This window comes from Moorena sp. SIO3A2 (assembly GCF_010672265.1).
In the GTDB taxonomy this organism is placed as follows: domain Bacteria; phylum Cyanobacteriota; class Cyanobacteriia; order Cyanobacteriales; family Coleofasciculaceae; genus Moorena; species Moorena producens.
This window is the reverse complement of sequence record NZ_JAAHHC010000007.1, coordinates 182,776-204,090: the sequence shown is the minus strand read 5'-3', so window position 1 is coordinate 204,090 and position 21,315 is coordinate 182,776. Positions and strand designations below refer to the sequence as shown.

The 21,315-nt window shown below is 44.3% G+C and carries 26 protein-coding genes and 3 pseudogenes; 15 read left to right on the top strand and 14 right to left on the bottom strand.

The genetic code is table 11. The features are described 5' to 3' along the window. The first annotated feature begins 890 nt into the window (after window positions 1–890). Complete coding sequence (gene ureE, locus F6K64_RS10395; RefSeq protein ID WP_008183842.1) at window positions 891–1,322, top strand: urease accessory protein UreE; 432 nt, start codon at window positions 891–893, stop codon at window positions 1,320–1,322. 65 nt (window positions 1,323–1,387) lie between these two features. Here ureE and F6K64_RS10390 read toward each other — a convergent pair whose 3' ends face one another. Both F6K64_RS10390 and F6K64_RS10385 read right to left on the bottom strand, forming a co-directional pair. Then, window positions 1,388–1,777: an alr0857 family protein gene (locus tag F6K64_RS10390; RefSeq protein WP_008183840.1), complete on the bottom strand. Its 390-nt coding sequence runs from the start codon at window positions 1,775–1,777 to the stop codon at window positions 1,388–1,390. Further along, a complete protein-coding gene (locus F6K64_RS10385) occupies window positions 1,749–2,327 on the bottom strand; it encodes an HNH endonuclease (protein WP_008183838.1) in 579 nt (192 codons plus the stop codon). Before F6K64_RS10385 ends, F6K64_RS10390 begins: the two co-directional genes overlap by 29 nt. Window positions 2,328–2,740: 413 nt before the next feature. On the opposite strand from F6K64_RS10385, the gene F6K64_RS10380 reads away from it, so the two are divergent. Next, entirely contained in the window at window positions 2,741–3,082 is a 342-nt protein-coding gene (locus tag F6K64_RS10380) for a hypothetical protein (RefSeq protein WP_044493063.1), read from the top strand. Between the two features lie 91 nt (window positions 3,083–3,173). Here the strand turns inward: F6K64_RS10380 and F6K64_RS10375 are convergent, their stop codons facing one another. Then, complete coding sequence (locus tag F6K64_RS10375; RefSeq protein WP_161603161.1) at window positions 3,174–4,637, bottom strand: S-layer homology domain-containing protein; 1,464 nt, start codon at window positions 4,635–4,637, stop codon at window positions 3,174–3,176. A 203-nt stretch (window positions 4,638–4,840) separates the two neighbouring features. On the opposite strand from F6K64_RS10375, the gene F6K64_RS10370 reads away from it, so the two are divergent. From F6K64_RS10370 to F6K64_RS10355, 4 genes are all read left to right on the top strand, one after another. Beyond that, window positions 4,841–5,083, top strand: coding sequence for a hypothetical protein (locus tag F6K64_RS10370; protein ID WP_154659772.1), 243 nt, complete (start codon window positions 4,841–4,843; stop codon window positions 5,081–5,083). Then, the gene (locus F6K64_RS10365; RefSeq protein ID WP_048815242.1) at window positions 5,074–5,532 is read left to right on the top strand and encodes a Nif11-like leader peptide family natural product precursor; all 459 of its coding nucleotides are present in this window, start codon (window positions 5,074–5,076) and stop codon (window positions 5,530–5,532) included. The genes F6K64_RS10370 and F6K64_RS10365 overlap by 10 nt, the downstream gene beginning before the upstream one ends. 356 nt (window positions 5,533–5,888) lie before the next feature. Next, a complete protein-coding gene (locus F6K64_RS10360; protein ID WP_287265396.1) occupies window positions 5,889–7,145 on the top strand; it encodes a nif11-class peptide radical SAM maturase 3 in 1,257 nt (418 codons plus the stop codon). 603 nt (window positions 7,146–7,748) lie between these two features. Beyond that, entirely contained in the window at window positions 7,749–7,916 is a 168-nt protein-coding gene (locus tag F6K64_RS10355) for a hypothetical protein (protein ID WP_287265395.1), read from the top strand. Window positions 7,917–8,058: 142 nt separating this feature from the next. Here the strand turns inward: F6K64_RS10355 and F6K64_RS10350 are convergent, their stop codons facing one another. Beyond that, complete coding sequence (locus F6K64_RS10350) at window positions 8,059–8,190, bottom strand: hypothetical protein (protein WP_287253327.1); 132 nt, start codon at window positions 8,188–8,190, stop codon at window positions 8,059–8,061. A gap of 795 nt (window positions 8,191–8,985) precedes the next feature. Here F6K64_RS10350 and F6K64_RS10345 point away from each other — a divergent pair. From F6K64_RS10345 to F6K64_RS10335, 3 genes are all read left to right on the top strand, one after another. Continuing rightward, window positions 8,986–9,303, top strand: coding sequence for a hypothetical protein (locus F6K64_RS10345; protein ID WP_287256888.1), 318 nt, complete (start codon window positions 8,986–8,988; stop codon window positions 9,301–9,303). A 269-nt stretch (window positions 9,304–9,572) separates the two neighbouring features. After that, window positions 9,573–9,812 carry a hypothetical protein gene (locus F6K64_RS10340; RefSeq protein WP_287265393.1) on the top strand — a complete coding sequence of 80 codons (240 nt, stop codon included), beginning with the start codon at window positions 9,573–9,575 and terminating at the stop codon, window positions 9,810–9,812. Window positions 9,813–9,817: 5 nt separating this feature from the next. Beyond that, window positions 9,818–10,456 carry a 2OG-Fe(II) oxygenase family protein gene (locus F6K64_RS10335; RefSeq protein ID WP_287265391.1) on the top strand — a complete coding sequence of 213 codons (639 nt, stop codon included), beginning with the start codon at window positions 9,818–9,820 and terminating at the stop codon, window positions 10,454–10,456. A 50-nt stretch (window positions 10,457–10,506) separates the two neighbouring features. Here the strand turns inward: F6K64_RS10335 and F6K64_RS10330 are convergent, their stop codons facing one another. Then, window positions 10,507–10,638 (bottom strand): hypothetical protein, encoded by a 132-nt coding sequence (locus tag F6K64_RS10330; protein ID WP_287265390.1) that lies wholly within the window; start codon window positions 10,636–10,638, stop codon window positions 10,507–10,509. Beyond that, window positions 10,638–10,898 carry a type II toxin-antitoxin system Phd/YefM family antitoxin gene (locus tag F6K64_RS10325; protein WP_287265388.1) on the bottom strand — a complete coding sequence of 87 codons (261 nt, stop codon included), beginning with the start codon at window positions 10,896–10,898 and terminating at the stop codon, window positions 10,638–10,640. Before F6K64_RS10325 ends, F6K64_RS10330 begins: the two co-directional genes overlap by 1 nt. 121 nt (window positions 10,899–11,019) lie before the next feature. Here F6K64_RS10325 and F6K64_RS10320 point away from each other — a divergent pair, with 121 nt between their 5' ends. Then, on the top strand, window positions 11,020–11,151 hold the full coding sequence (locus F6K64_RS10320) for a hypothetical protein (protein ID WP_267872026.1): 132 nt from the start codon (window positions 11,020–11,022) through the stop codon (window positions 11,149–11,151). Window positions 11,152–11,577: 426 nt separating this feature from the next. Here the strand turns inward: F6K64_RS10320 and F6K64_RS10315 are convergent, their stop codons facing one another. Beyond that, window positions 11,578–11,832 carry a hypothetical protein gene (locus tag F6K64_RS10315; protein ID WP_287265387.1) on the bottom strand — a complete coding sequence of 85 codons (255 nt, stop codon included), beginning with the start codon at window positions 11,830–11,832 and terminating at the stop codon, window positions 11,578–11,580. A 261-nt stretch (window positions 11,833–12,093) separates the two neighbouring features. Here F6K64_RS10315 and F6K64_RS10310 point away from each other — a divergent pair. Continuing rightward, a pseudogene (locus F6K64_RS10310) lies at window positions 12,094–12,366 on the top strand (hypothetical protein); the annotation flags it as partial. 7 nt (window positions 12,367–12,373) lie between these two features. After that, window positions 12,374–12,749: pseudogene (locus tag F6K64_RS10305) on the top strand (transposase); the annotation flags it as partial. 724 nt (window positions 12,750–13,473) lie between these two features. Here the strand turns inward: F6K64_RS10305 and F6K64_RS10300 are convergent. Together F6K64_RS10300 and F6K64_RS10295 are read right to left on the bottom strand one after the other, a co-directional pair. Continuing rightward, on the bottom strand, window positions 13,474–13,701 hold the full coding sequence (locus F6K64_RS10300) for a hypothetical protein (protein WP_287265385.1): 228 nt from the start codon (window positions 13,699–13,701) through the stop codon (window positions 13,474–13,476). A 523-nt stretch (window positions 13,702–14,224) separates the two neighbouring features. Continuing rightward, on the bottom strand, window positions 14,225–14,401 hold the full coding sequence (locus F6K64_RS10295; RefSeq protein WP_008183803.1) for a hypothetical protein: 177 nt from the start codon (window positions 14,399–14,401) through the stop codon (window positions 14,225–14,227). Between F6K64_RS10295 and F6K64_RS10290 the strand changes: the two genes are divergently transcribed. The 3 genes from F6K64_RS10290 to F6K64_RS10280 are packed head-to-tail and all read left to right on the top strand — an operon-like array spanning window position 14,402 to window position 15,385. Next, on the top strand, window positions 14,402–14,641 hold the full coding sequence (locus F6K64_RS10290; RefSeq protein WP_131826979.1) for a hypothetical protein: 240 nt from the start codon (window positions 14,402–14,404) through the stop codon (window positions 14,639–14,641). It begins immediately after the preceding gene. 18 nt (window positions 14,642–14,659) lie between these two features. Continuing rightward, a complete protein-coding gene (locus F6K64_RS10285) occupies window positions 14,660–15,058 on the top strand; it encodes a hypothetical protein (protein WP_008183801.1) in 399 nt (132 codons plus the stop codon). Between the two features lie 6 nt (window positions 15,059–15,064). Beyond that, entirely contained in the window at window positions 15,065–15,385 is a 321-nt protein-coding gene (locus tag F6K64_RS10280; protein ID WP_229414470.1) for a hypothetical protein, read from the top strand. Window positions 15,386–15,398: 13 nt separating this feature from the next. Here F6K64_RS10280 and F6K64_RS10275 read toward each other — a convergent pair whose 3' ends face one another. The 5 genes and pseudogenes from F6K64_RS10275 to F6K64_RS10255 form a co-directional block, all read right to left on the bottom strand. Next, a complete protein-coding gene (locus F6K64_RS10275; protein WP_008177632.1) occupies window positions 15,399–16,835 on the bottom strand; it encodes a hypothetical protein in 1,437 nt (478 codons plus the stop codon). A 68-nt stretch (window positions 16,836–16,903) separates the two neighbouring features. Next, window positions 16,904–17,167: a hypothetical protein gene (locus F6K64_RS10270; protein WP_008177637.1), complete on the bottom strand. Its 264-nt coding sequence runs from the start codon at window positions 17,165–17,167 to the stop codon at window positions 16,904–16,906. 159 nt (window positions 17,168–17,326) lie between these two features. Continuing rightward, window positions 17,327–19,018 carry an RNA polymerase sigma factor gene (locus F6K64_RS10265; protein ID WP_008182775.1) on the bottom strand — a complete coding sequence of 564 codons (1,692 nt, stop codon included), beginning with the start codon at window positions 19,016–19,018 and terminating at the stop codon, window positions 17,327–17,329. Between the two features lie 1,481 nt (window positions 19,019–20,499). Beyond that, window positions 20,500–20,673: a hypothetical protein gene (locus F6K64_RS10260; RefSeq protein WP_154659753.1), complete on the bottom strand. Its 174-nt coding sequence runs from the start codon at window positions 20,671–20,673 to the stop codon at window positions 20,500–20,502. A 39-nt stretch (window positions 20,674–20,712) separates the two neighbouring features. After that, window positions 20,713–20,917: pseudogene (locus tag F6K64_RS10255) on the bottom strand (IS982 family transposase); the annotation flags it as partial. Window positions 20,918–21,315: the final 398 nt, after the last annotated feature.

The following is a 21,315-nucleotide window of genomic DNA, read 5'->3' as shown; positions in this document are numbered from 1 at the left end:
GTCAGCTTAAAATAAACCTCATTTGGGATAATTTAATAGTTCGAGATGTTACATAATTGAAAGTTTGGGGATTTACCAAAAAATTTGGGTTTAAAGCCCCGTCCTTATAGGAGACGAAACCTTAGAATTTTGAAGCCTTAATTAATAAGTTTTAACCCTTCTGCTCATAGCCTGCCCCCTTTAAAGGCTTCTTTATTCTTACGGTAACTTCTAGGGACGGCTTTTTTTGAAATTAAGACTTGACGGTTTGATCGCATCGTGTTAAGATAAAAAAAAATAATGTTATAGATAAACATGATCTTAAAATAAGTAGATGATGTAAAAAATAAGCTAAGATATCAGCTTATTGCATAATCAAATTCTTAGATTTGGATATCTACGAAAACATAAGATCAAGAAAAAGTTTATCTAACTTGTTAACTAGATTAGGTACGGTGGGGTTAGAAGTTACCGTATTCAGAGGGTCGCCTTTATAGTTAGTCGGCTATGAGTAAAAAGTTTTAACCTTTTTGATTAAGGCGACCCTCTGATAAGGTTTCGTTTCCGGCACACCGAAACCTGGGTCATAGACCAACTACGCTTGGGTCGAGGAGACCTCTATTTTTTCTGGCTCCGGCAAGGGTTTTACAAGTCACCTCGTAGAAGCAAGAATCCCCGTCCTTCCAGGGCGGGGAGTGTCAACCATCATAAGCATTCAGCTTTTGAATAAAATCAGCTAACCGCTGATAACTGACCGCTGATAACTGATAACTGATAACTGAATGCTGATAACTGAATGCTGATAATTGAATGCTGATAACTGATAACTGATAGCTGATAGCTTACCTTTGCTCACTTCACTTGGTATTTGTTTTAAACAGAAGTCTGAATTAAGCAATGGTAAATTGCCCATGCTCACCTTTACGAAACGCCTCAGAGCTAATCAGAATACTAAAGTCGGCTTTACCCTCTCCTTGACAGCCGAGGAGCGTACCCGAACTCGCCACCGCTTTGAAACAGCGGATGGTGAAAATTTGTATTTGCGTTTGCCTAGGGGCAGTGTCTTGCAGGATGGGGATTTACTGGAAGCTGAAGATACGAAGGTGATGATCCGAATTGCTGCTAAACCAGAACCGGTACTGACTGTCACTGCCAAAAAACCGGTGAATTTGCTGCGAGCTGCTTATCATTTGGGTAATCGCCATGTCCCTTTAGAAGTAACGGCTAGCTATTTAAGGTTATCTCCTGACCCAGTTTTGCAAGGGATGTTAGAGCAGTTGGGGGTAGAGGTACACCAGGAAGTGGTACCGTTTCAACCAGAAATCGGTGCCTATCGACATTGAGAAGTTTAAAGAGAACTGTTAAAAGAAAACTGTAAAAAAGAGGCACACCTAAGTGCGCCTCTTAATCAATCCTTCGGAACAGAAGCCCGATGGTTAGCCTCTTGCCACAGCTGATAGAGAAAAAACTCAACAGCATAGTTCATTGCTGTTACAAAAATTCCCTCTTCATCTTCTGGATCTGACGTTAGCCAGGTGCCTTGTAGGCTTACTTCAACATATTCCGCATCACAAATCGATAATGCGATCGCATCGGTTTTGTCTTGCTCCACAAACACCTCTAATTCCCTGAGGTGGGGCAAGTTAGCTGGTAGCAAAAATGACGCAGTGCTGGGTTCGATATAGAAACTTGCACCCGCACGGAGCGAGACAAGGGTTCGTTTTGTTACCCATTCTTCTAGGGATTGAGCCAAACGCTCTAGATAAAAGCTATTTTCGGTATAAATCAGTTTCAGCATTACCTGTAACTTCCTCCTCTAACCGATTGATTTGCTGTTGACGCCAAAACTGTTCCGCAAAAGCAACAGCTGGATGCATGGGTGCTTTGGGCTGCCTGGGTAATTTCATTCCCGCTTGGTGGGGAGTGCGGTTGCCTTTAAGGCTGTTACAACGCTCACATGCTGTAACGACGTTGTCCCAACTGTGTTTCCCGCCTTTTGACCGAGGCATGACATGGTCGAGGGTTAGCTTTTTGGTGCTGCCACAGTATTGGCACCGATGCTTGTCCCGTCTTAAGACCTCCCGCCGATTTACTGGAGGAACTCGCCAAGTTGGTTCAGTTTCGGTAACTATCAAGCGGATATGGCTTGGTACCAAGATCACCACACTAGGAGAACGGACTTTGTAGCCCTTACCACCAAAGAAATCGATTGGTTCAGCTTTCCCGGTAACCAACAGAGCAATCGCTCGTTTGATATTGACTCGATTAATGGGTAAGTAGTTTTTGGAAAAAACCACTACCGATTGCCTCAACACCTCAGTTGTGCTTGTCACGGATTGACTCCTCATAAACCAAACCCCCGCTTCTGTTTGTCAGGAGCGGGGGCGTTTAAGATTTTTTAGGGTAGGCTGATTGCTATGTCAGTACTGCTAGCGTTCGCCTATACCTCCCGCTGTGTCTATTTAGTTTCAGATTGATCTCTGGCCGACAATTGATTGGTTGTGAATCATGCCTTCTATACTCGACTGTTCCCTGTGCGATCGAGTCATATTTGCCCCTAAACAAAAGCTCCACCCATATTGCCCCGAATCCCGAACCGCCGAAGCAGTTGATATCTGAGCAATTGGTGGAGGAGGTTAAATGATGACTCATAGAAGATGAAATGTTTGAAGGCGAAATTTGTGAAAAACGATTTTCAAGCCGCTTTTTAAATACTACACTTGTATTACGGGAATGTCCAGATATTTGGAGGAAAAAATTAATGCCTACACTCACCCGTCAAAACTCAACCACTGATATGGAAGTTACCAGCATCCGCCTGGAGCGACAGTTGAAAGATAAACTCAAAGAACTTTCTGGCAGTCAGGGGTATCAAGCTCTGATTCGAGATATTCTCTGGAACTATGTCCAGCACAAGTCCGGTGATTATCGACCTCAATTTTGTAAGTCTGATATCAGAGCCACCATTAAAGCGATCGCTGAGCGCAAAGAGCGTTGTGTACTGACTGGCAAGTTTATAGAACCCCAAGAGCCGATGTTATTAGGACTGACGATCAACGGAGAAATGCTTCCCCTCAGTATTGATAGTCTGTCCGACTGTTAAGCGTTTGCCTCGATACAATTGAAGAGACATGCGATCGCATGTCTCTTCTGAGTCCTTAACTAGGCACTAACTAGGAACTTTTGTAGGTTGGTTAACGAGTTGGAACCTGTAAGGGTGGCACTTGCGGAAGCTCAAGTTTTGGTGCTTCAAGAACTGCTGGGGCTTCTGGTGTTGCTGGCATTTCTTCAGTGTCCATAGCTTCTGGGATTTCTTCAGTGTCCATAGCTTCTGGGGCTTCTGGGCTTTCTGGCATTTCTCGCGTTTTAGTAGCTACTTGCAGATATAAATCAGAACCCAGTGTTAGTGGTAAATCCTCTTCCGGATTAATGATCATTGGATTTTGCTGCTCGGGTTCTTGATTAGAATCACCACCAGTTAAGACACCAGTCAAAATATTAACCGCAGCACCTTCTAATGTTTGTTTCTCCGTATCATCAGGCTTAGCATCAGTAACCAGTTTCGAGGTGGCATTGATGGTGTTATAGGATAATTCACCAATTTTAAGTTTTTGAGCCACAAACTGAGTACCAAGAAACTGAGAACCACTATAACGCGGTACTAATTGACCCTCAATCTCGCTGTCTTTTGGAATTAATACTATTCCTTGCTCATTTTTGATGTCTTCAGCCACTAACAGCGTCATATCAATGGTTTCACCACGCTCCACAGCCAATTTTTCTGATACTGTGTAGGCTACATTAATCACTGTGCCTTTGGAAACTTGATATTCCTTAGTTTCTGGGAGTTCATCTTTAGTAGTCATTGACTCAGTGGACTCAGTCCCCTCAGTCCCCTCAGTTTTTTCAGTTGGCTCAGTTTCCTCCATCAGGCTGTCGTCAGTGACAGGTTTAGTCTCTTGCGTCAGCTGAGCAATATATTGAGAGGCTGGATGTTGACTAGACAGGGGAGCTAATACCTCTTGATTCACCAAAGCTTGATGAATAAAGGCTGCCACATCAGCACGGGTGGCAGGTTTACCAAAATCAAGATAGGTTACATTCGGGTAGTTAACCACCATAGCCTTTTCGGTAGCAGCCGCAACGCTATCTTTGGCATAGTCAGGGATTCGGGATAGGTCTTCATAGGAAGAGAGGGTGTTCTTTACTGAACTACTAGAGTATAAACCCAAACCATTTAAACCCAAACCATTAGTCAATGACACCAATACTTGTCCCCGAGACAGTGGCGAAGATGGACGTAGTTGGCGGTTGGATTTATCCTGCTCAGTTAGGTTACGACTTACCCAATACTCAGCCGCTTCACGATCAAATGTTTTGGGCAAGGCTAAATTATTTTCGCTGAAAGCTTGGCTCACCATCCCAGAAAACTGAGCGTAAGTAACAGCTTGATCAGGTTTAAAGGTGCCATTAGCATATCCACTTACCAGGTTTTCTGCTGCCAACCCTTCAATGAACGGTTTTGCCCAATGACCTTGAATATCAATAAAGCTAGTTTGGTTTGGTACCGCAATTACCATCGGCGCAGTGACACCAGTAACTATTCCCAACAGCAACATGGCAGTGCTCGTGGAATTCCAAGTAGACGCACTAGACATAGAACACAACTCTCCTGATTTAGATAACTCTTCCAGACAGCTCAACTCCTTAGTTATCAGAGTTGACACCCTCCCAAACACCATCCCCAGACGCACAGGTGAAGTGAAAGTTCCCAGGTTTTAAAAAAAAGATCGGTAGAGGTAGCAGAGTCATATCAAGTGCAGTTAATCAGTTACAAAAGTCATTAATCGTAGGGTGGGCAGTGTCTAGCAACGCGCTTTGCAAACTTCTGAATCTGTCTGCTGCACTGCCCACCCTACATGAACTTACAAAAGGGAGTAGAGAACAGGGAATCGGGAATCGGGAATCGGGAACAGGGAATCGGGAAAAAATCCTGTGTATTTTATTAATAAGATTTGTAAATTTAGCCAGATTGGCGAGACAAATTTATGCTATGGGATTTTTATTTATAGTATTGACGGTTGGAGAACGTTTATGTTTTTAGAAAGTGTAATCCTTTTCTTTAAGCGCTTAGCTGCTGATAAAAATTTCCGTAGCCAGCTTGAAGATGCTGCAAGTCCAGAAGACTACCAAACCATGGTGCGAGATGCTGGCTTTGATTTCACACCAGAAGACTTGGAAACTACCACAGCTAAAATTCTCGATGAGAATAAGCTTAGAGATTTAGACGATAATTTCAAGCATCTCAGTGAAGAAGACCTAGAAGTACTTGTTGGTGGCGTGTTTAGAGGCTACTGTGGTTGGCCATGGGGACCTATACATCCGATTGAGCCACCCAAACATAAGCCACCTATTACGATTCAGCCCGTCTATGGAGTAGTCATCGAGCCTGGACCGAAACCTCCTCAAGCGATCGCATTGTATGGGGTTTCCCTACCTCCTGATCAAATTGCTTACATTTCAAAAGACGCGAACACAGACAATATTTCATAGTCTACGGAGTCGGGAGCGGTGCGACCCGTGGCGAATTTAATTCGCCTACGGAAAGCGCACCGAGGGAATCGGGAGTCGGGTGTCGGGTGTCGGGTGTCGGGTGTCGGGTGTCGGGAATCGGGAATCGGGAGTCGGGTGTCGGGGTAAGACGAAAATTTACTGTACCTCGTCAGTAAGATAAACGCTATAAAAATATTTCCTATCTCCCCATCTCCCTATCTCCCCATCTCCCCATCTCCCCATCTCCCCATCTCCCCAAACTTCCCACACTCTTACCCCTCTTACCTATTGCCTCTTGCCTTTTGCCTTTTCCTGCAATTCGTGTGTTTACAACCTAGATACAAACGTGCTTAGTTATGACTTATCGCCGAATTAGTTATGCGGTTTGGGAAATTACTCTTAAATGCAACCTAGCTTGTCAGCACTGTGGTTCTCGTGCTGGTCATGCACGGGAAAAAGAACTGTCTACAGAGGAAGCTCTGGATTTGGTCAGACAGATGGCCGAAGTTGGGATTACAGAAGTCACCTTAATTGGGGGTGAAGCCTTCTTACGTCCGGACTGGCTAGAGATTGCCAAAGCCATTACCGAGGCAGGAATGGTTTGTGGTATGACCACTGGTGGATTTGGGATTAGTTTAGAGACAGCCCGCCGGATGAAAGAGGCTGGAATTCGGGTAGTTTCCGTTTCTGTGGATGGCTTAGAACCAACCCACGACCGCTTACGGGGGAGAAAGGGTTCTTGGCAATGGGCATTTAAGACCATGAGCCATCTCCAGGAAGCTGGTATTCCTTTCGGCTGCAATACTCAAATCAATCGCCTCAGCGCACCAGAATTTCCCCAGATTTACCAGCTGCTTAGGGATGCAGGAATCTTCGCCTGGCAGATTCAGTTAACTGTACCCATGGGAAATGCAGCTGACAATTACGACATTCTGCTCCAACCCTATGAACTGCTGGATTTATATCCCATGATTGCTCGTGTAGTTGAGCGGGCTTATGGGGAAGGGGTGAAAGTACAGGCCGGAAATAATGTAGGCTATTACGGTCCCTACGAGCGATTACTGCGAGGGCGAGGAGATAGCAATCCCTGGACATTTTGGCAGGGATGTCAAGCTGGACTCTCTACCTTGGGTATTGAAGCCGATGGTGCGATCAAAGGTTGCCCCTCCTTACCGACTTCAGCTTACACCGGAGGTAATATCCGAGACCACTCTCTCAGGAAAATTATTGAAGAAACTGAAGAATTGCGGTTTAACCTAGGAGCCGATACTCCCAAAGGGACATCCCATCTGTGGGGTTTCTGCAAGACTTGCGAATTTGCTGAACTATGTCGCGGTGGTTGCTCTTGGACCGCTCATGTGTTCTTTGACCGCAGAGGGAATAATCCTTACTGTCACCATCGGGCCTTAACTCAAGCATCTCAAGGAATTCGAGAGCGAGTTGTGCCTAAAGTAAAAGCCCAAGGACTTCCCTTTGATAATGGTGAATTTGAAATTATTGAAGAGCCAATTAACACCCCTTGGCCAAACAATGATCCCCTTCACTTTAGTGCTGATCGCATTCAGTGGTCAGACCATTGGCAAGATCAAAAAGAATTAGTGGCGTCTTTATAGGTTTTAGGGAGCAGGGATCCCCCCTAGCCCCCCTTATTAAGGGGGAGCAGGGATCCCCCCTAGCCCCCCTTATTAAGGGGGGAAGGGAATCGGGAGTCGGGAAGAAAATTTATAGCGTTTATTGCATGTATGAGGTGTAATAATCAACCTCAAAGTCCCCCTTTTTAAGGGGGATTTAGGGGGATCCCTTTGTCCCTCATGGGAAAGAGAATTGCTATAAATTTACTTCACGCTTACTAGTAAACCCCTATAGACTTAGCGGCAGTTGTCGGTAAACTCTGAATTTTACTGAGCTCTTGTAGCACTAAAAAACAACTTATTATTGTAAATAACAACAATAATTTTCAGTGATTAAATAATCAAATCTTATTCCTATTTCCTACTCCATACTCGGGTACATCTAATTTTTGCTATTTGGGTGGTGCGTTACGGGACGGAATTTCCTAACACTTTCTACCGAGAAAATAAGGTTTCGCCCGTCCCTAACGCACCCTACGCAACATTTACTCTTTCCCCTCTTGCCTTTTGCCTTTTGCCTTTTGCCTTTTGCCTTTTTCAGCAATTCGTGTGTTTACAACCCAGATCCAAACGCTATATACCACTATGCAGGATAAAAATAACTCGTTAGAACCATCCCTTGATAACTCTAAAACTCCAGGAGAATCTCTTCCCACCTTGTTACATCGAACAGCATGGACTAGTAATTTAGCCTATTGGAGAGTTCTTTTCAAAGCCAAGATTGCTTTAGACAAAATTGATAAATGTCAATAATCATAGCCATAAATTTGGTAATTTAATTTTAAAATATAGCGTTTTAAATACTTATTAGGTACACAGGATTTTTGGCGTTGCTGAATCAAGGAATGAATGCGCGATCATGTGGTTTTGTTAAAGCCCCCGTGGGTCCCCATCTTTAAAAAAGCGAAGCATCCGCTAATTCCCCCCAAGCGAGCAATCCCTCGCTTGGGGGGTTAGGGGGGCGGGGGACTTTGAGAGTTTTGTTCCCCCGCCGGTGCGCTTTCCGTTGGCGAATTAAATTCGCCACGGGTCGCACCGCAAAATTGGGGGGCTAGGGCGTGTTTTCAAAGTTTTCCGCAAGATTATGATCCCCCCCAGCCCCCCTTAAAAAAGGGGGGAGCCATACTCAAAGTCCCCCTTTTTTAAGGGGGACCAACGGGGGATCTCCGAGGCAAGAAAACACGCCCTAGGGGGGCGAAACCATACCCAGAATCAGCAACGCCGGATTTTTTCCCTGTTCCCTATTCCCTATTCCCTGTTCCCTAAAATCAAAAAATTGTGTACCTCAGCGAATTCAAAACCGCTATAGTGTTAAATTTGTCCACTTAACGTTACATTGCAACATGGGTGAAGTACCCCAGCCTGCTTCGCTGAGGCTGGGGCTTCCAATCTCAACTCAAATCAGGGACGGTCTTATTCGTCAAATGGGCTTCCCGCTTCATCCGCCGATGCCTCAACCAGCAAGCTAGCGTTGGTCTTACTCAGCGTCCACAGGCAGACATCCGCCTTCCGCAGATGTATAGTTTTTCGACAGACTCACCTTGGAATTACGGCTCTATGGCCAACCAGCCGGGGCTTGTCTCTTCCCTGAGCTCTGCTAGTACTTTTACACCTTTAAGGTAGCCTTTTAGTCAGTCAGGCGGGTCATCGACCAACTTTATTATAACACGATTCGCAACAAGTCCTCGTCTCGCTATCCATCCCAGAGACGAAACCTTAGGATAGTGGAGCCTTAATCAAAAAGTTTTAACCCTTTTACCCATAATCGACTAACCATAAAGGCGACCCTATCCTTACGGTAACTTCAACACCTTTAAAGAAGGTGGGGAATTCCGCGAGTTTTGTTAAAATCTACGAACTGGATTCTCCCAGTGATGATCAATCGTTAGAGTATGTGACCAATTTTGGTCACGAAAAAACTAAAGACATCAAGGGGGGGACGAAATTGATCCATGACATACGAGACTTCCCAATTATACGAGAAGGACCTCCTCCAATCGAGGACTGGATCATTGTGCGGGAAGGACCACCGCCACCCCACGACTGTATCATTCTGCGGGAAGGACCACCACCACCGCCATTTCTCGAAGACCTCTACAGTCCTCCAAAACCTGGTTTTCATCCAGGTCATGTTATATAACTAGGACTGGTGAAGTATAGCGCTACGCCCAAGGCAATAGGCAATAGGAAACGGGAGCATGTAACCTTTGTAATTATGTATATAGATCCCCCCTAACCCCCCTTAAAAAAGGGGGGAATTAGATTCAAAAGTCCCCCTTACTAAGGGGGATTTAGGGGGATCTGAATCAGGGATTAACAAAACTGACATGCTCCCATAGGCAACAGCCCAGTAGGGTGCCTGAAATAACGCATCCTACTGATAATTAAATATATGGTTTCTTATAGCTTATGAGGTACACAGGATTTTTTAGCTATTACCTATTACCTATTACCTATTACCTATTACCTATTACCTATTACCTATTACCTATTACCTATTACCTATTACCTATTACCTATTACCTATTACCTATTACCTATTACCTATTACCTATTACCTATTATCTCTTACCTCTTACCTCTTACCTCTTACCTCTTACCTCTTACCTACTCCCTACTCCCTACTCCCTTTATTATTTAATTAATTAACTATAATGAATAAATCTCCAGAAGCTCCCCGTAAAATTACTAATCAAGCGCCAGTTTTATTTATTCCTAATGTCTTGGATCGGGTGTTTTGTCAAACCCTAATTAATGTTTGGGAAACTGAAGGCAATCAAGAGTCCTATTCAATGATTGAGCATAAGGGAGAATTGACTCCCATTGAGGACGATGATTATAAAAGACGGAGAGACCATTTTCTTCAAGAAGGGGAAACCCATCAACGTTTAAGATATTTCATCCGTCAACAGGTTCGCCCTGCAATCAAGAAAGCTTTTCATTTTGAAATTACTCGATTTGAGAGTTTTCGGATTGGTTGCTATGATGCTAATACTGGGGGATATTTTCGACCCCATCGGGATGATGCTACGGAAGGAACTGCCTACCGTCGCTTTGCTATGACTATTAATTTGAATGTGGAAAACTATGAAGGGGGCTATTTAAGATTTCCAGAATACGGATTAGATTTATATCAGCCGGAAACAGGCAGTGCTTTGATTTTTTCCTGTTCCCTGCTTCACGAGGTTACAGATGTTATTAAAGGACGACGGTTTGCTCTGCTGTCATTTTTCCATGGTGAACATGAGGCACAGTTGGTTGAGGAGTACAATCGGCGTGTGATGGTTAGTTAGCGAGCATTATACAGCGGTTTGCAATTGGGTGAGGTGCAAATTATTGGGTTTTAGGGAACAGGGAACAGGGAACAGGGAACAGGGAACAGGAAAAAAATCCTGTCTACCTTATAGTTATGAAAAACGCTGAGAACTGTTCGCGTAGCGTGCGCGTAGCGCTTAAGCTGAATGCTTACAACCATTAATCAATGTCTCCCAAGACTTCATCGAGGGAGTAGGTTTCATGATTGGTTATTTGTTCAAGGGATATTTGTAGACTTTCCCTCATTCCAGGGATGGAAAGTAATTCTAATGTTTCTTGTAAGCTTTCATAGTTTTTTCGAGAGATTAAAACAGCAGAGCCATTAGAAACCTCTATTTCATAAACTTTGTTTTCTTCTGTGACTGATTCAACTAGGTTAATTAACTCTTTTTGGGTAGCAGTAACCGTCAGCTTTTCCATTTTATTGATTACCTCTTTTTGTTATTATAGCAGTTTTGAATTCGGTAGATAAGGAATGTATTCGTCTGATCATATTTAGGAATCCCGTAAGCATTCATCCGTCAGAAATGGAACGGGCAAGATGCCCATTCCACCAACATCCCCATTCCACCAACATCCCCATTCCACCAACATCCCCATTCCACCAACATCCCCATTCCACGACAATATGCAACGCCTAATCACCTTGGCCAATAGGCCACGCGATCGCTAAAAGCGGGACGCGCGTCCATCGCGTTCAACCTAATAACCTACCCTTCTCGAACACCAAAAGCGAACAACCTCATAACCTTGGCCAATAGGCCACGCTACGCGAACAACCTTCTAACTAACCTTGGCCAATAGGCCACGCTACGCGAACAACCTTCTAACCTTCAACCTTCAACCTTCAACCTTCTAACCTTCAACCTTCTAACTAACCTTCTAACCTTCAACCTTCTAACCTTCAACCTTAAACCTTCTAACCTTAAACTCCCCAAAAAAAATAGCCGCAGAAATACCTTCCACGGCTAGGAAATTTTACTATGCCTGAACTTCGTACACTAACCCAGAAATAATCCGATCCAATTGACCAAAGGCCACCCTAGGCGAACAGACTTAATTCTTGGGCTAGGGGGGAAACCCCCCCTACTAAGTTAGTCTAATCTAGAATTATGTACTTCGTCATAGTGGTGATGAATTCGCCAGGAATTCCCGTCGGCTGAAGGGGGCTCCAGTCGGAAATTTGGGCATAACGCAGTGCAGAAAGGGTATACATGGTGTTGCTTATTGCCCGGCGGGAGCCCTTAAGAATGTGCTGAACGGGGTATTTTTTTGGAGAAGGTTCCTGAGGAGTATTACTAGGAGTGATTTCCTCAGGATTGTTTTCTTGATTCGGGCGAAAGTTGTCAGGCATAGTTCAAAAGTGGTTTTGAAATTAATAATATAATCATAACGATTATATTATTAATTGTCAAGGGTTTTTATCAAGGGGTGACAACAAGGCTATAAAACAGTCTGGATAATGGATAGAGCATTAAGTCCTCACTTAAAATAGAGACGTTTGTGAGGTTTTTCTCAAGGGGTGACAAGGGAGCTATAAAGTAGAGAAAATAATGCTTTAAGCCAATCCTTATCTATAAAAATAGGGAGGTATGAGACCTCCCCAAAATCAATAATGTTCCCTGGCCTTTCGGCCACGCTACGCGAACAATTCTACCAAACCGTCTTCGAGACTCATCTGAATACTTGCCAATATTTAACTCTACAATTGTTAATCTTGCTCCTGCAAGACCATCGAAATGTTAGCTTATCGAGATTGGCAAAACTCTTTCCACAGCCAATAAAATATGAAAGCAGAGTACGCAATATTCAAAGGTTTTTGAATTTGCTTAAGTTAAGCGCAAAACTGTTGTGGTTTCTTACAATCAAGCAAATAATAAAACAAGAAGTTCACAACTATCAAAGGATTTATTCGGCCAAAATTAGTACCAAAACTTTGGGATAATGCCTGTGTTGTTATGGATAATGCCAAAATCCATTTGGGAGAAATGGTAAGAGAAGTGATTGAAGAAGCTGGAGCTAAACTAGTTTATTTACCCCCCTACTCTCCCGAATTTTCGCGGTGCGACCCCGCGCTTTTTCAAAGCTAAGCGTGAACGCGCACCAAGAGAACCGATATAAAATTTTTGATCAAAAGTTAAAAGTACTTTAAAAAAAATCGGAGCAAGAACCTATAAAGATTTAATTGATGGGATTACCTCCGCAATGCTGAAGGTGACTCAAGAAAATATTCATAACTGGTTAACTCATTGTTGTTACTGTACCTCATGAGTCCTAGAAACGCTATATCCTGACAAGTCTCCAGAAGAGTCAACTGACTTTATAATTGTCTTGATGCAGTCGCTTTATGGGAATCGTTGGGGTATTGAAACAATGTTCAAACATTACAAAACTGGATAATATAATCTGACAAAATACGATAGTTAATAAGCCGCGTTTTATGGCTATTATTTCGCTCATTACTCTCGCTTATAACCTAGCCAGTTTCCAGGGAAAATATTTCCCAAAAAAAAATGAGAGTTAATGAGTATATTTGTCGCCCGAATGAAAAGAAACGTTCTGTTAAAATACACAGTTATTTTTGGATAGGATTATATGGGTCTCTATGGGTTGAATCGATCCATGGAACTTTGGTCAGACCTCGCTACTGATCTGATGAATCTCAAACCTCATAAACACCTCAATTTTATCAAAGGCATAAAAGCTCTATCCCTTATACAGTCTATTATACAGTCTATCTTTCTTGTAGCTGTATTTTCACCCCTTAAGGGTACTTCCAAGGAATGGGAGCCCCTTAAGGAGTATGGGTTAGGAGTGGAGTGTTACAGCGGTTTTCAAGATAGTTTACTACAGGTCATTGTTGAGCCGAATAGCAAGTCAATACAATTTTGTATTCCATCAACTTGAAAAGCGCTATAAGGCTTGAGTTAGTCTCTGATAACAAAACAGTTAATGCGCTTTTTTCCACTCCAATCGCTACATGGGTAGCACTTAATCAGAAATCACACGGATGACATTCGGCATAATCCCACCATGATACAACACCGGGTTGAGCAAAGCAGGCTTCAATAGGATTATCAGCCTCAAGAACTGGTATGCCGGAACAATTTGGAGTGCTGAATCCCAGATAATTCCCTGCCATGGCCGATCCCGATGTAAAAAGCATCATGGTAAACAGACATGCGATGGCTGTGACAACTGTCTTTTTCACTAAATTTAACATTGGATTTGTCCTCTGTTTCGTGTTGTTTATTTTTGCTCAATTACCTGAGTGATTCTAACTCCCAGAGAAAGCTTTGACCACATTGGACTCAAGCTTTATCCCTTGTCATCTTCGTCACTCTCATCTACCAGACGTTTTCCTTGTTGATTTTCTGAATTTTTTACCCGCATTCCCGTTTTTTTTACGTATACCCCATCCAAGTCAATCCCTTTCCCTCGTCTGCCTGCCTCCTCTTACGGAAGTTCTCGCTTTCCATTTTTAGCCCGTCAAAGTCAGGTCGGGATGAGATTATTCGGAAAACCTGCTTTCCTGTAGCTATTCGGGAAAGAGCGATCGCCCTGGCTGCCTGACACAAGTGGCTCAAAGCTTGCAATGACGTTGTTTGCTAGAATTGGGGCAGAGTGATAGGCAAGCGCAAGAGTCACTACACAACTAGCTCAACAGCAAGCATGTCTTACTCTACCCAACTTTATAATCAGCTATTTAACTTTTTGCGTCAATACAGCCGCTACCGCGTACTGCGTCATATCAAAGCTAATGCTTGGATGGTGTTCGCGTAGCGTGGCCTTTTGGCCAGCGCCTTAATCTGTAGTGGATAGTTTTGCCAACCGGCCACCGGAGCCTTATGTCCCGAGTCGTGCCAAATTTGCCCAAAGTGTTGAACGCGCCTTGGCAGCGCTTTTTGAGCAATACTCGCCATTTGTGTGAAGTCGCGCTTATTTTCCCCGCTTTTTTACTCGCCTTAAAAGATTGGCAGTCTCACCGTCTAGATCTTGCCCTCGATACCACAGTCAATTGGAATCGCTACTGTATGATTCATCTATCGGTGGTCTGTTGTGGTCGCGCCGTACCATTCCTATGGCGGGTACTGGAACACAACAGCGCGGCAGTAGCCTTCGATACATATCGACCCAAGTTACGTCGAAGCCAGTGGCTATGAAGTCAACATCCTGATGTGATGTTGAAAGCCCATCGGGGCAAAGCAAACCACGATCTGATTAGTTGGTTACAAGCTAGCAATTGGCACTACTGCCTACGATTGCCCTGTGATGTACTGCTTCATGGCCCCCATCGCTATCCCGTTGAAGTCAGCTATCTCTGGCCACCATTAGGAGAAGCTGTCTTTTATCGTAATGTTGGTCTATGGCTTGATGGAGTACATCGTTGTAATCTTGTATTAGCCAAGGTCAAAGGGGTCAAGGAGCCCTGGGCCGTTATTACCGATCAGCCTCCCACCTTACTTTCTTTGTGGCAATACGGTTTGCGTTTTAGGGTAGAGGAACTATTTATAGAATCGCAAATCCGGAGCCAAAGAAGCTCGAAGACTCTCGCATTCGCTCAGCTGTTGCACGCTTAGCGGCTTATGCCCGTGGCTGCCGTGGCCTTGCTTTACGCCACCACCGCCCGTGGCATGGCTGTTCTTCTTGTTGGCTTACGGCGACAGGTAGATCCCCATTGGTTTCGAGGCCTCAGCTATCTCAAAATTGGTCTGCGTTGGCTCAAGGGCGTAGTCAATAAAGGTCGGCTACTTTTAACGCCAGTACCATTGTTGCCTCTTGATCCACAACCATGCTTTGCTAGCCATCAAGCCAAGTCTGATTACTACGACCAGATCTGGTTTTCGCGCATCCGGTCATTACAGTGTAGAACTAGGCTGTTGAGTTTGAATCCCTTATGCCGATAAAAGTTCATGCAGTTTATATGTCAATTTTTGTAGTCTGAAAAATAGCCCGACGCTTGGCCAAGGGAGATTCTCCAAAGTGCTGTCGATACCAATGTTGGACATCACAGAAGGAAACTGTTTCCATGGCAGTTTTAACAAGTTCAGAGGTCAACTGGGTGGTGAGCAGAGGCAGTGTCAAGAGTAAATGCCCCATATGCTTCAGGGATGACCTTTGGGAAAACAGTTTATATTTACCAAACACAGACTCGATGAGATCAGAAGAGGCAAGTAGGGGCTGATTAGGAGGCAATGCTGTGGTTTCATGGTCAATATAGGCAATTAACTTGGCCAAAAAGTCCTCTAATCGTTTCGATAAGGTTAAATCAGCTGTTTGTTTGATAAAGTCTGTTTTCGAGTGTTGGTTAAACCCTTGATGCTTAAGCTGGTATTGGAGGGTGCGCACTAAGAAAAGCATCTGGTTGAAGGGTTCGAGGGCCTCCTGATAGTCCGACACCCAACCCAATTTTTCCTCAAAGTACCGTCTACCGAGGTCAGCGGTTTGGCAAATTAAGGAACCAACGTCACAGAAAACTGCCTCTGAAAGACACCCTTTGAGGGCTTCAATAAAGGCTTTCTGGTCAGGAAATGGCTTTTGTTTAAGGGGTTTTAAGGCCGCATTGACCTCAGTAGTCAACTGCTCACTCAAGGTTTTTAAGGCACTCGAATCTAAGCAGTAGCCAGGATTGACCCTTGAGAAATCCTGCTGCTTCTGATAGGCCAATACGAGTTTGGCCCACTTCAATAAGGTGTCAATATTGAAGTATCGAGCTTTGGATCGTTGTGCGGGTGGTCTTAAAAAAGATAATCGACTCTGCTGCAACTGTTGACGAGTACGGGTACACCGACTGACAAAGCGCTGATAGATTGGATCGAGCTCTAACTCACCTTTGAGTAATCGGGCACTTTGATGAGTCACATCATAGGTCACCTGCACAGAAGGATGAGCTTGATGGTATAAGCGAATGCCCTTATAGAGATCACTGCCTTGGTCTGAGACAAGCTGTAAGGGGACCCCGACCTGGTCACCAACCGCTTCGAGGATGGGGTAGATCAAGTCTCCTTTAGTGCTCTTCATGACCTTTAACGCTAGTAGTGACAAGTCCTGATAGCACAATTTCCCAGCTGATTGCTCGACGATTTGCTTCCACCGAGCTTGGCTGATTCCTAACACTACTAAGCATTTGTGAGCCCCTAATTCCAGGGTAAGATCGGCAATGTATAGCCAGTCGTGACGATACTCGCACGGACGCTGTAGCAAGTATAGTCCCATCCGCAATACCCATTGCCGAATACTACTATAACTCGGTAAAATTTGACCGATGAACCGACTCAATAGGGCAAAATTTTTCGAGGCTCCCCGGAAACTGCTTAAACTTTCAACCACAAACGAGATGGCTAAGCTAATCGTCAATGCTCCATAATGGTGGCTGGCTAACAGGGTGCCTTGGGTTTCAACGATCCCAACGGTGGCAGAGCCGCCTAAGGACGGGGGGGGACTGCTGTCTGATCAGACAGGGGGCTAAGCGATGGGGATGAGGTCTGTTGACGATACCCTCGCACTTCCTTTTCCGCTATCTGGGCTCGTCGTTTCCACAGGGCTCGACTTTTCTCTAAGTCCCGAATCCGGATTTCTTGTGCTCGCAATTTCTTTTGCTTCTCACTCGCTCTTTGCTTCCAACGATCACGGCTTTGCTTAAATAAATTGGCCAGACGCTCAATTGAGCTTTTGTATCCTTGTATCATGGGCAGATCCTGGCAACCTCTTCACACAGATTATGCATGAACTCATCCCATCAATCAAGTCCTAGAGTGAACAGCCTAGTGTAGAACCTGATCAGCCTAGTTTTCACACAGATGTGTCAGGCAGTCAGGCGATCGCCCCCTTAATTTTCATTCAATCTCTCATCCCGTGTCAAACTCATAGGACTTACGAAGTTGAGTTGGTTTTGCCCCCCTAAACACCCAATTTTGGAGAATAATGATGTCAAAGTTACCCATAATTTGGTTATTTAGGGGGCTTTGCGTAAGTCCTGACTCAGCAACAAAACAGACTGTATTGACAATAGCGTCAGCTTTCCACAAATCCTGTTCTGTCTTTTCTAGATGGGTAAGCTCTTGATAAAAACCCCTTATCAACCTAGAGCGCCCTCGTTCCAGTAACGAAGCGATCGCCCCTCCCTTTTCTGTCCATATATCATCCCTTGTAGAATCCTGCAAGGAAACAGGAGCCATCCTCGAATTTGGGACTATCCACTTTTGCCCCATAGCAATTTCAGGATGGGTAAGCTCTCGATAAAAATGCAAACTAAACCTATTGCGCAATTGCTTGGATAACGAAGCGATCGCCCCTCCCCTTTCCGCCCAAGTTTCATCCAACATCGAACTGGGCAAGGCAACAGCCTCTCTTGAGCATAGGGGTAGCTCGTCACTAACATTAATCAAATTAGAAATATTCTCGTCAACCAGTTCCCTTGGCCCGACTGCACCATCGACACGCTCTGGTTTTTCTGCCACTACCACCTCGGCGCACTCTATTTCTGCCGAATCCGTCGCCGTCTCTAACCCTTTCTTTTCTTCAGCCGACCTTTCCTTCTGCTTTTCTCCATATTCGCCTGGGGTAGGCGATTTCTTCGGCTGCACTGAGGCTTCCGCCCAATCTTCTGATTTCTTGCCCGACTTTTGGATACCCGCTTCCGAGCTTGCCGTGCTGGGCACAGCCACTTCCGACTCAATGAAATAGGCGCTCAACATCTGTTTGAGCTTTTTGCGAGCTATTGAGATGCGCTTACATACGCTGTCATAGGATATCCCTTGCCGCTCGGCAATTTCTGTATGGGTAAGCTCTTCATAAAAATGCAAAATAAACGTTTCCCGCATCCTTTCGGGTAAAGAAGCGATCACTCTTCGTATCTCTATAGATCTCTCCTCCCTTTCCAGAAAGGTCTCTGGCGACTCCACCGCAGACGACGTACTCATTTCCTCCGTATTCCCCACCCATTCGATGCTTTCTACAGCCGCAGGGCCCCGAGAACGTTCTCGGATAATATCGATGCATACGTTGTAAGTCAGCTTCCGCAACCAAGCCTTGAAGTTAGCAATTTTCCCCGCAAACTTTTTCACCTTTTCAACAGCTTTCAGCATAGCCCGGCTCAGGGCATCCTCCGCATCCGTTGGGTTGAAATTCATCAACTGCAGACAGCACCGATAAAGAGCCTCTTGATGTTGGCTCCATTGCTGCCAAAACTCCTCAACAATTCCCCCTCTTTCAAATTTCTTAGGGTTTTTCCGGTTCCCTCTATCGGGCGAGCTGACCCTATTCCGAGTAGCGGCGATTGGCATTCCTTGACTTCCTGCCCCCATATCAATAGGAATAGCTAGAGCAAACCCCAAACCAAAAGGCCCGTTTCCCGAACCAGAACTATACTGAACACTCAACTGCGGTTCAAAACCCCGGCAAGGAGTTGTCGGAATCGGAATCGACAGCCCTGCTGTTCCTGTAAATTCGTTAGCCTGAAACGTTTCTCCAATGCCCTGAATCGCTCCGCCGCCTTTGGGTAAAGATAGTTGGGTTGTGGTTATTTTGCTATTTTCCATAACACCCTTGATGACCGAATTGATGACCAAAATAATGATTGGGAACTATTCCCAATCAGCTCCCAATCAGCGAACTGAGCTGATAGCCCCTCAAGTAGCGTGGGCGTAGCGCATAAGCTGATGGCTGATAGCTGATATCTGAGGGCTGATAGCTGATGGCTAATAGCTGATGGCTAATAGCTGATGGCTGATGGCTAATAGCTTACCCTGAGCAACCCTCAACAAGACAGTATTAAAAATGACTTGACAAGCAAAAAAAGCCTGTTTTAAAAGTTTTAGGCCAGTCAATATATCATTCTATTTATCCTAGCCCCAACTCTTTTTTTGTTGCCATTTAGTGAGGATACCATCGGGCACCATCTTCCCAGCACTCCCTGTTGATAGCAGCTATAAAATTGCGTTGAGTACTTCCGCTCGGTGTAACTCCTCAAGTCTGTTTGGGAGCATGTCACTTATGCAGAACATTTGTACTAAATCTCTAGCCCCCTCATGGGTTTAAGCTTGCTCTGATGGTACATAGTTCATTTGTTCTGCAACGCAAGACCTATTCCCACGGCAACTGATTCTTTAGTACGCGCTAGACATGCAAGGGTATGGTTTTTTTCATCTGTTTCACAACTCGTAATTGTATTCGAGAAAGGAAAGTTTGCTTCCTTTGATATAAAGATTAACTCTAATTAAAAGTATTTGTCAACTCATAAACCTCATATAAAACCTCATATAAAACCTCATATAAAACCTCATATAAAACCTCATAAACCTCATATCAAACCTCATATCAAACCTCATAAACCTCATATCAAACCTCATATCAAACCTCATAAACCTCATATCAAACCTCATATCAAACCTCATAAACCTCATAAACCTCATATCAAACCTCATATCAAACCTCATAAACCTCATATAAAACCTCATAAACAGGGTAAACGCCTCTAATTGTGTATCAAAAGTTACAGTTAAAAAGTAAACAATAGTATCAAAAATCTCTAATCACCCGGTTGATTCTCAATAAGCCCAAAACATTGCTCAATTATTGGCCGTGTTATCCAAGGTCGATTTGAGAGTACTCTAAATTCTGGTTGCGTACGCAAATCCGACTTTGATTTTTGTTCAAAGTCAGGGGAAAATTCGTTGACTTTGAACAAAAAAACTTCTTTAGGATGGGATTTATTCGAATTTCAAAAAAAAATTGAGTTAATGGTAAGCATTCAGCTAATGGGCTACGCGCATTAGCTGTTCGCGCAGCGTGCGCGTAGCCCATTAGCTGACGGCTGAATGCTTACCTCAAAACTTCCAAGTTTTAGGGCTTAATAGTACTTTTGTTCTTACAAAACTGACCTGCTCCCTCTAAATGTGCTTGACAAAATTTCTAATTTGTGAATTATTGAATTTCTATTCTTTCCCAAGAAATCGTCAACAAGGATTACTATTGGGCATACTATGGTTTACCTTTTAGCTGTAACTTTTGATCCAAATTTCTAGGCGTTTACCCTGGCCGAGAATGGGTACGCTTCCCTTATCGCTTCGGTGTCACTCCTTAAGTCTGTTTTTCCATGTACCGGAACTGCCCGAGAATGCGTTCGCGTAGCGGCTCGTACCGAGCATCGCGTAGCGTGACCATTCGCGTAGCGTGGCCTAAAGGCCAAGGTCAATCGCTTCCCAACAGAATTCCGTAATCTTATATACTACTTTTTGAATCTAGGGAACCCAGAACCATGAAAAGCGATCACGATGGTCATCATCTCACCCTCGACTCATTCGAGAGCGACAGGATCGTTCCCCTGCAATGGAAGGTAATTGGGGCAACTGCTGCCAGTAACACTCAAACAACTGAAAAAAGTCGTCTACTTCACAGAACATACGGGTGATATCCAAACGCGATACAATATTGGTCATAGCTGGCTGAGACTCAATGGCTTCAAATCTAGTCGAGCGCCTTTCTTTCACCGTAAGCATTCAGCCGTCAGCCGTCAGCCGTCAGCCATTCCCGTAGCGTGGCCATAGGCCAAGGCTCACGCTATGGGGAGAAACTGTTACCGTAGCGTGGCCACAAGCCATTAGCTGATAGCATCTCAAGTAGCACCATCTGTAGCCCATTAGCTGAGAGCTGTTCGCGTAGCGTGCGCGTAGCGCTTAAGCTGAGAGCTGAGAGCTGAGAGCTGATAGCTGAGAGCTGAATGCTTACCTTTCACCTTTGTCCAGTTCCTCGAACTCACGTTCAAATAATAACGATTAAGGTAGGGAAAGACTATTATTTTAAATAACTAGTTAACTAATTAAGTGGAGTTTTTGTT

Coding starts and splice junctions, on each gene's coding strand:
- F6K64_RS10365 (WP_048815242.1), top strand. CDS start 5,074: ATGTTTTTAGAAAGTGTAATCCTTTTCTTTAAGCGCTTAGCTGCTGAT.
- F6K64_RS10380 (WP_044493063.1), top strand. CDS start 2,741: ATGCCTACACTCACCCGTCAAAACTCAACCACTGATATGGAAGTTACC.
- F6K64_RS10330 (WP_287265390.1), bottom strand. CDS start 10,638: ATGGTTGTAAGCATTCAGCTTAAGCGCTACGCGCACGCTACGCGAACA.
- F6K64_RS10340 (WP_287265393.1), top strand. CDS start 9,573: ATGAGGTACACAGGATTTTTTAGCTATTACCTATTACCTATTACCTAT.
- F6K64_RS10265 (WP_008182775.1), bottom strand. CDS start 19,018: ATGGAAAATAGCAAAATAACCACAACCCAACTATCTTTACCCAAAGGC.
- F6K64_RS10385 (WP_008183838.1), bottom strand. CDS start 2,327: ATGAGGAGTCAATCCGTGACAAGCACAACTGAGGTGTTGAGGCAATCG.
- F6K64_RS10280 (WP_229414470.1), top strand. CDS start 15,065: ATGCCCGTGGCTGCCGTGGCCTTGCTTTACGCCACCACCGCCCGTGGC.
- F6K64_RS10295 (WP_008183803.1), bottom strand. CDS start 14,401: ATGGCGAGTATTGCTCAAAAAGCGCTGCCAAGGCGCGTTCAACACTTT.
- F6K64_RS10390 (WP_008183840.1), bottom strand. CDS start 1,777: ATGCTGAAACTGATTTATACCGAAAATAGCTTTTATCTAGAGCGTTTG.
- F6K64_RS10335 (WP_287265391.1), top strand. CDS start 9,818: ATGAATAAATCTCCAGAAGCTCCCCGTAAAATTACTAATCAAGCGCCA.
- F6K64_RS10325 (WP_287265388.1), bottom strand. CDS start 10,898: ATGGAAAAGCTGACGGTTACTGCTACCCAAAAAGAGTTAATTAACCTA.
- F6K64_RS10300 (WP_287265385.1), bottom strand. CDS start 13,701: ATGTTAAATTTAGTGAAAAAGACAGTTGTCACAGCCATCGCATGTCTG.
- ureE (WP_008183842.1), top strand. CDS start 891: ATGCTCACCTTTACGAAACGCCTCAGAGCTAATCAGAATACTAAAGTC.
- F6K64_RS10320 (WP_267872026.1), top strand. CDS start 11,020: ATGCCCATTCCACCAACATCCCCATTCCACCAACATCCCCATTCCACC.
- F6K64_RS10360 (WP_287265396.1), top strand. CDS start 5,889: ATGACTTATCGCCGAATTAGTTATGCGGTTTGGGAAATTACTCTTAAA.
- F6K64_RS10270 (WP_008177637.1), bottom strand. CDS start 17,167: ATGATACAAGGATACAAAAGCTCAATTGAGCGTCTGGCCAATTTATTT.
- F6K64_RS10355 (WP_287265395.1), top strand. CDS start 7,749: ATGCAGGATAAAAATAACTCGTTAGAACCATCCCTTGATAACTCTAAA.
- F6K64_RS10285 (WP_008183801.1), top strand. CDS start 14,660: ATGTTGAAAGCCCATCGGGGCAAAGCAAACCACGATCTGATTAGTTGG.
- F6K64_RS10375 (WP_161603161.1), bottom strand. CDS start 4,637: ATGTCTAGTGCGTCTACTTGGAATTCCACGAGCACTGCCATGTTGCTG.
- F6K64_RS10315 (WP_287265387.1), bottom strand. CDS start 11,832: ATGCCTGACAACTTTCGCCCGAATCAAGAAAACAATCCTGAGGAAATC.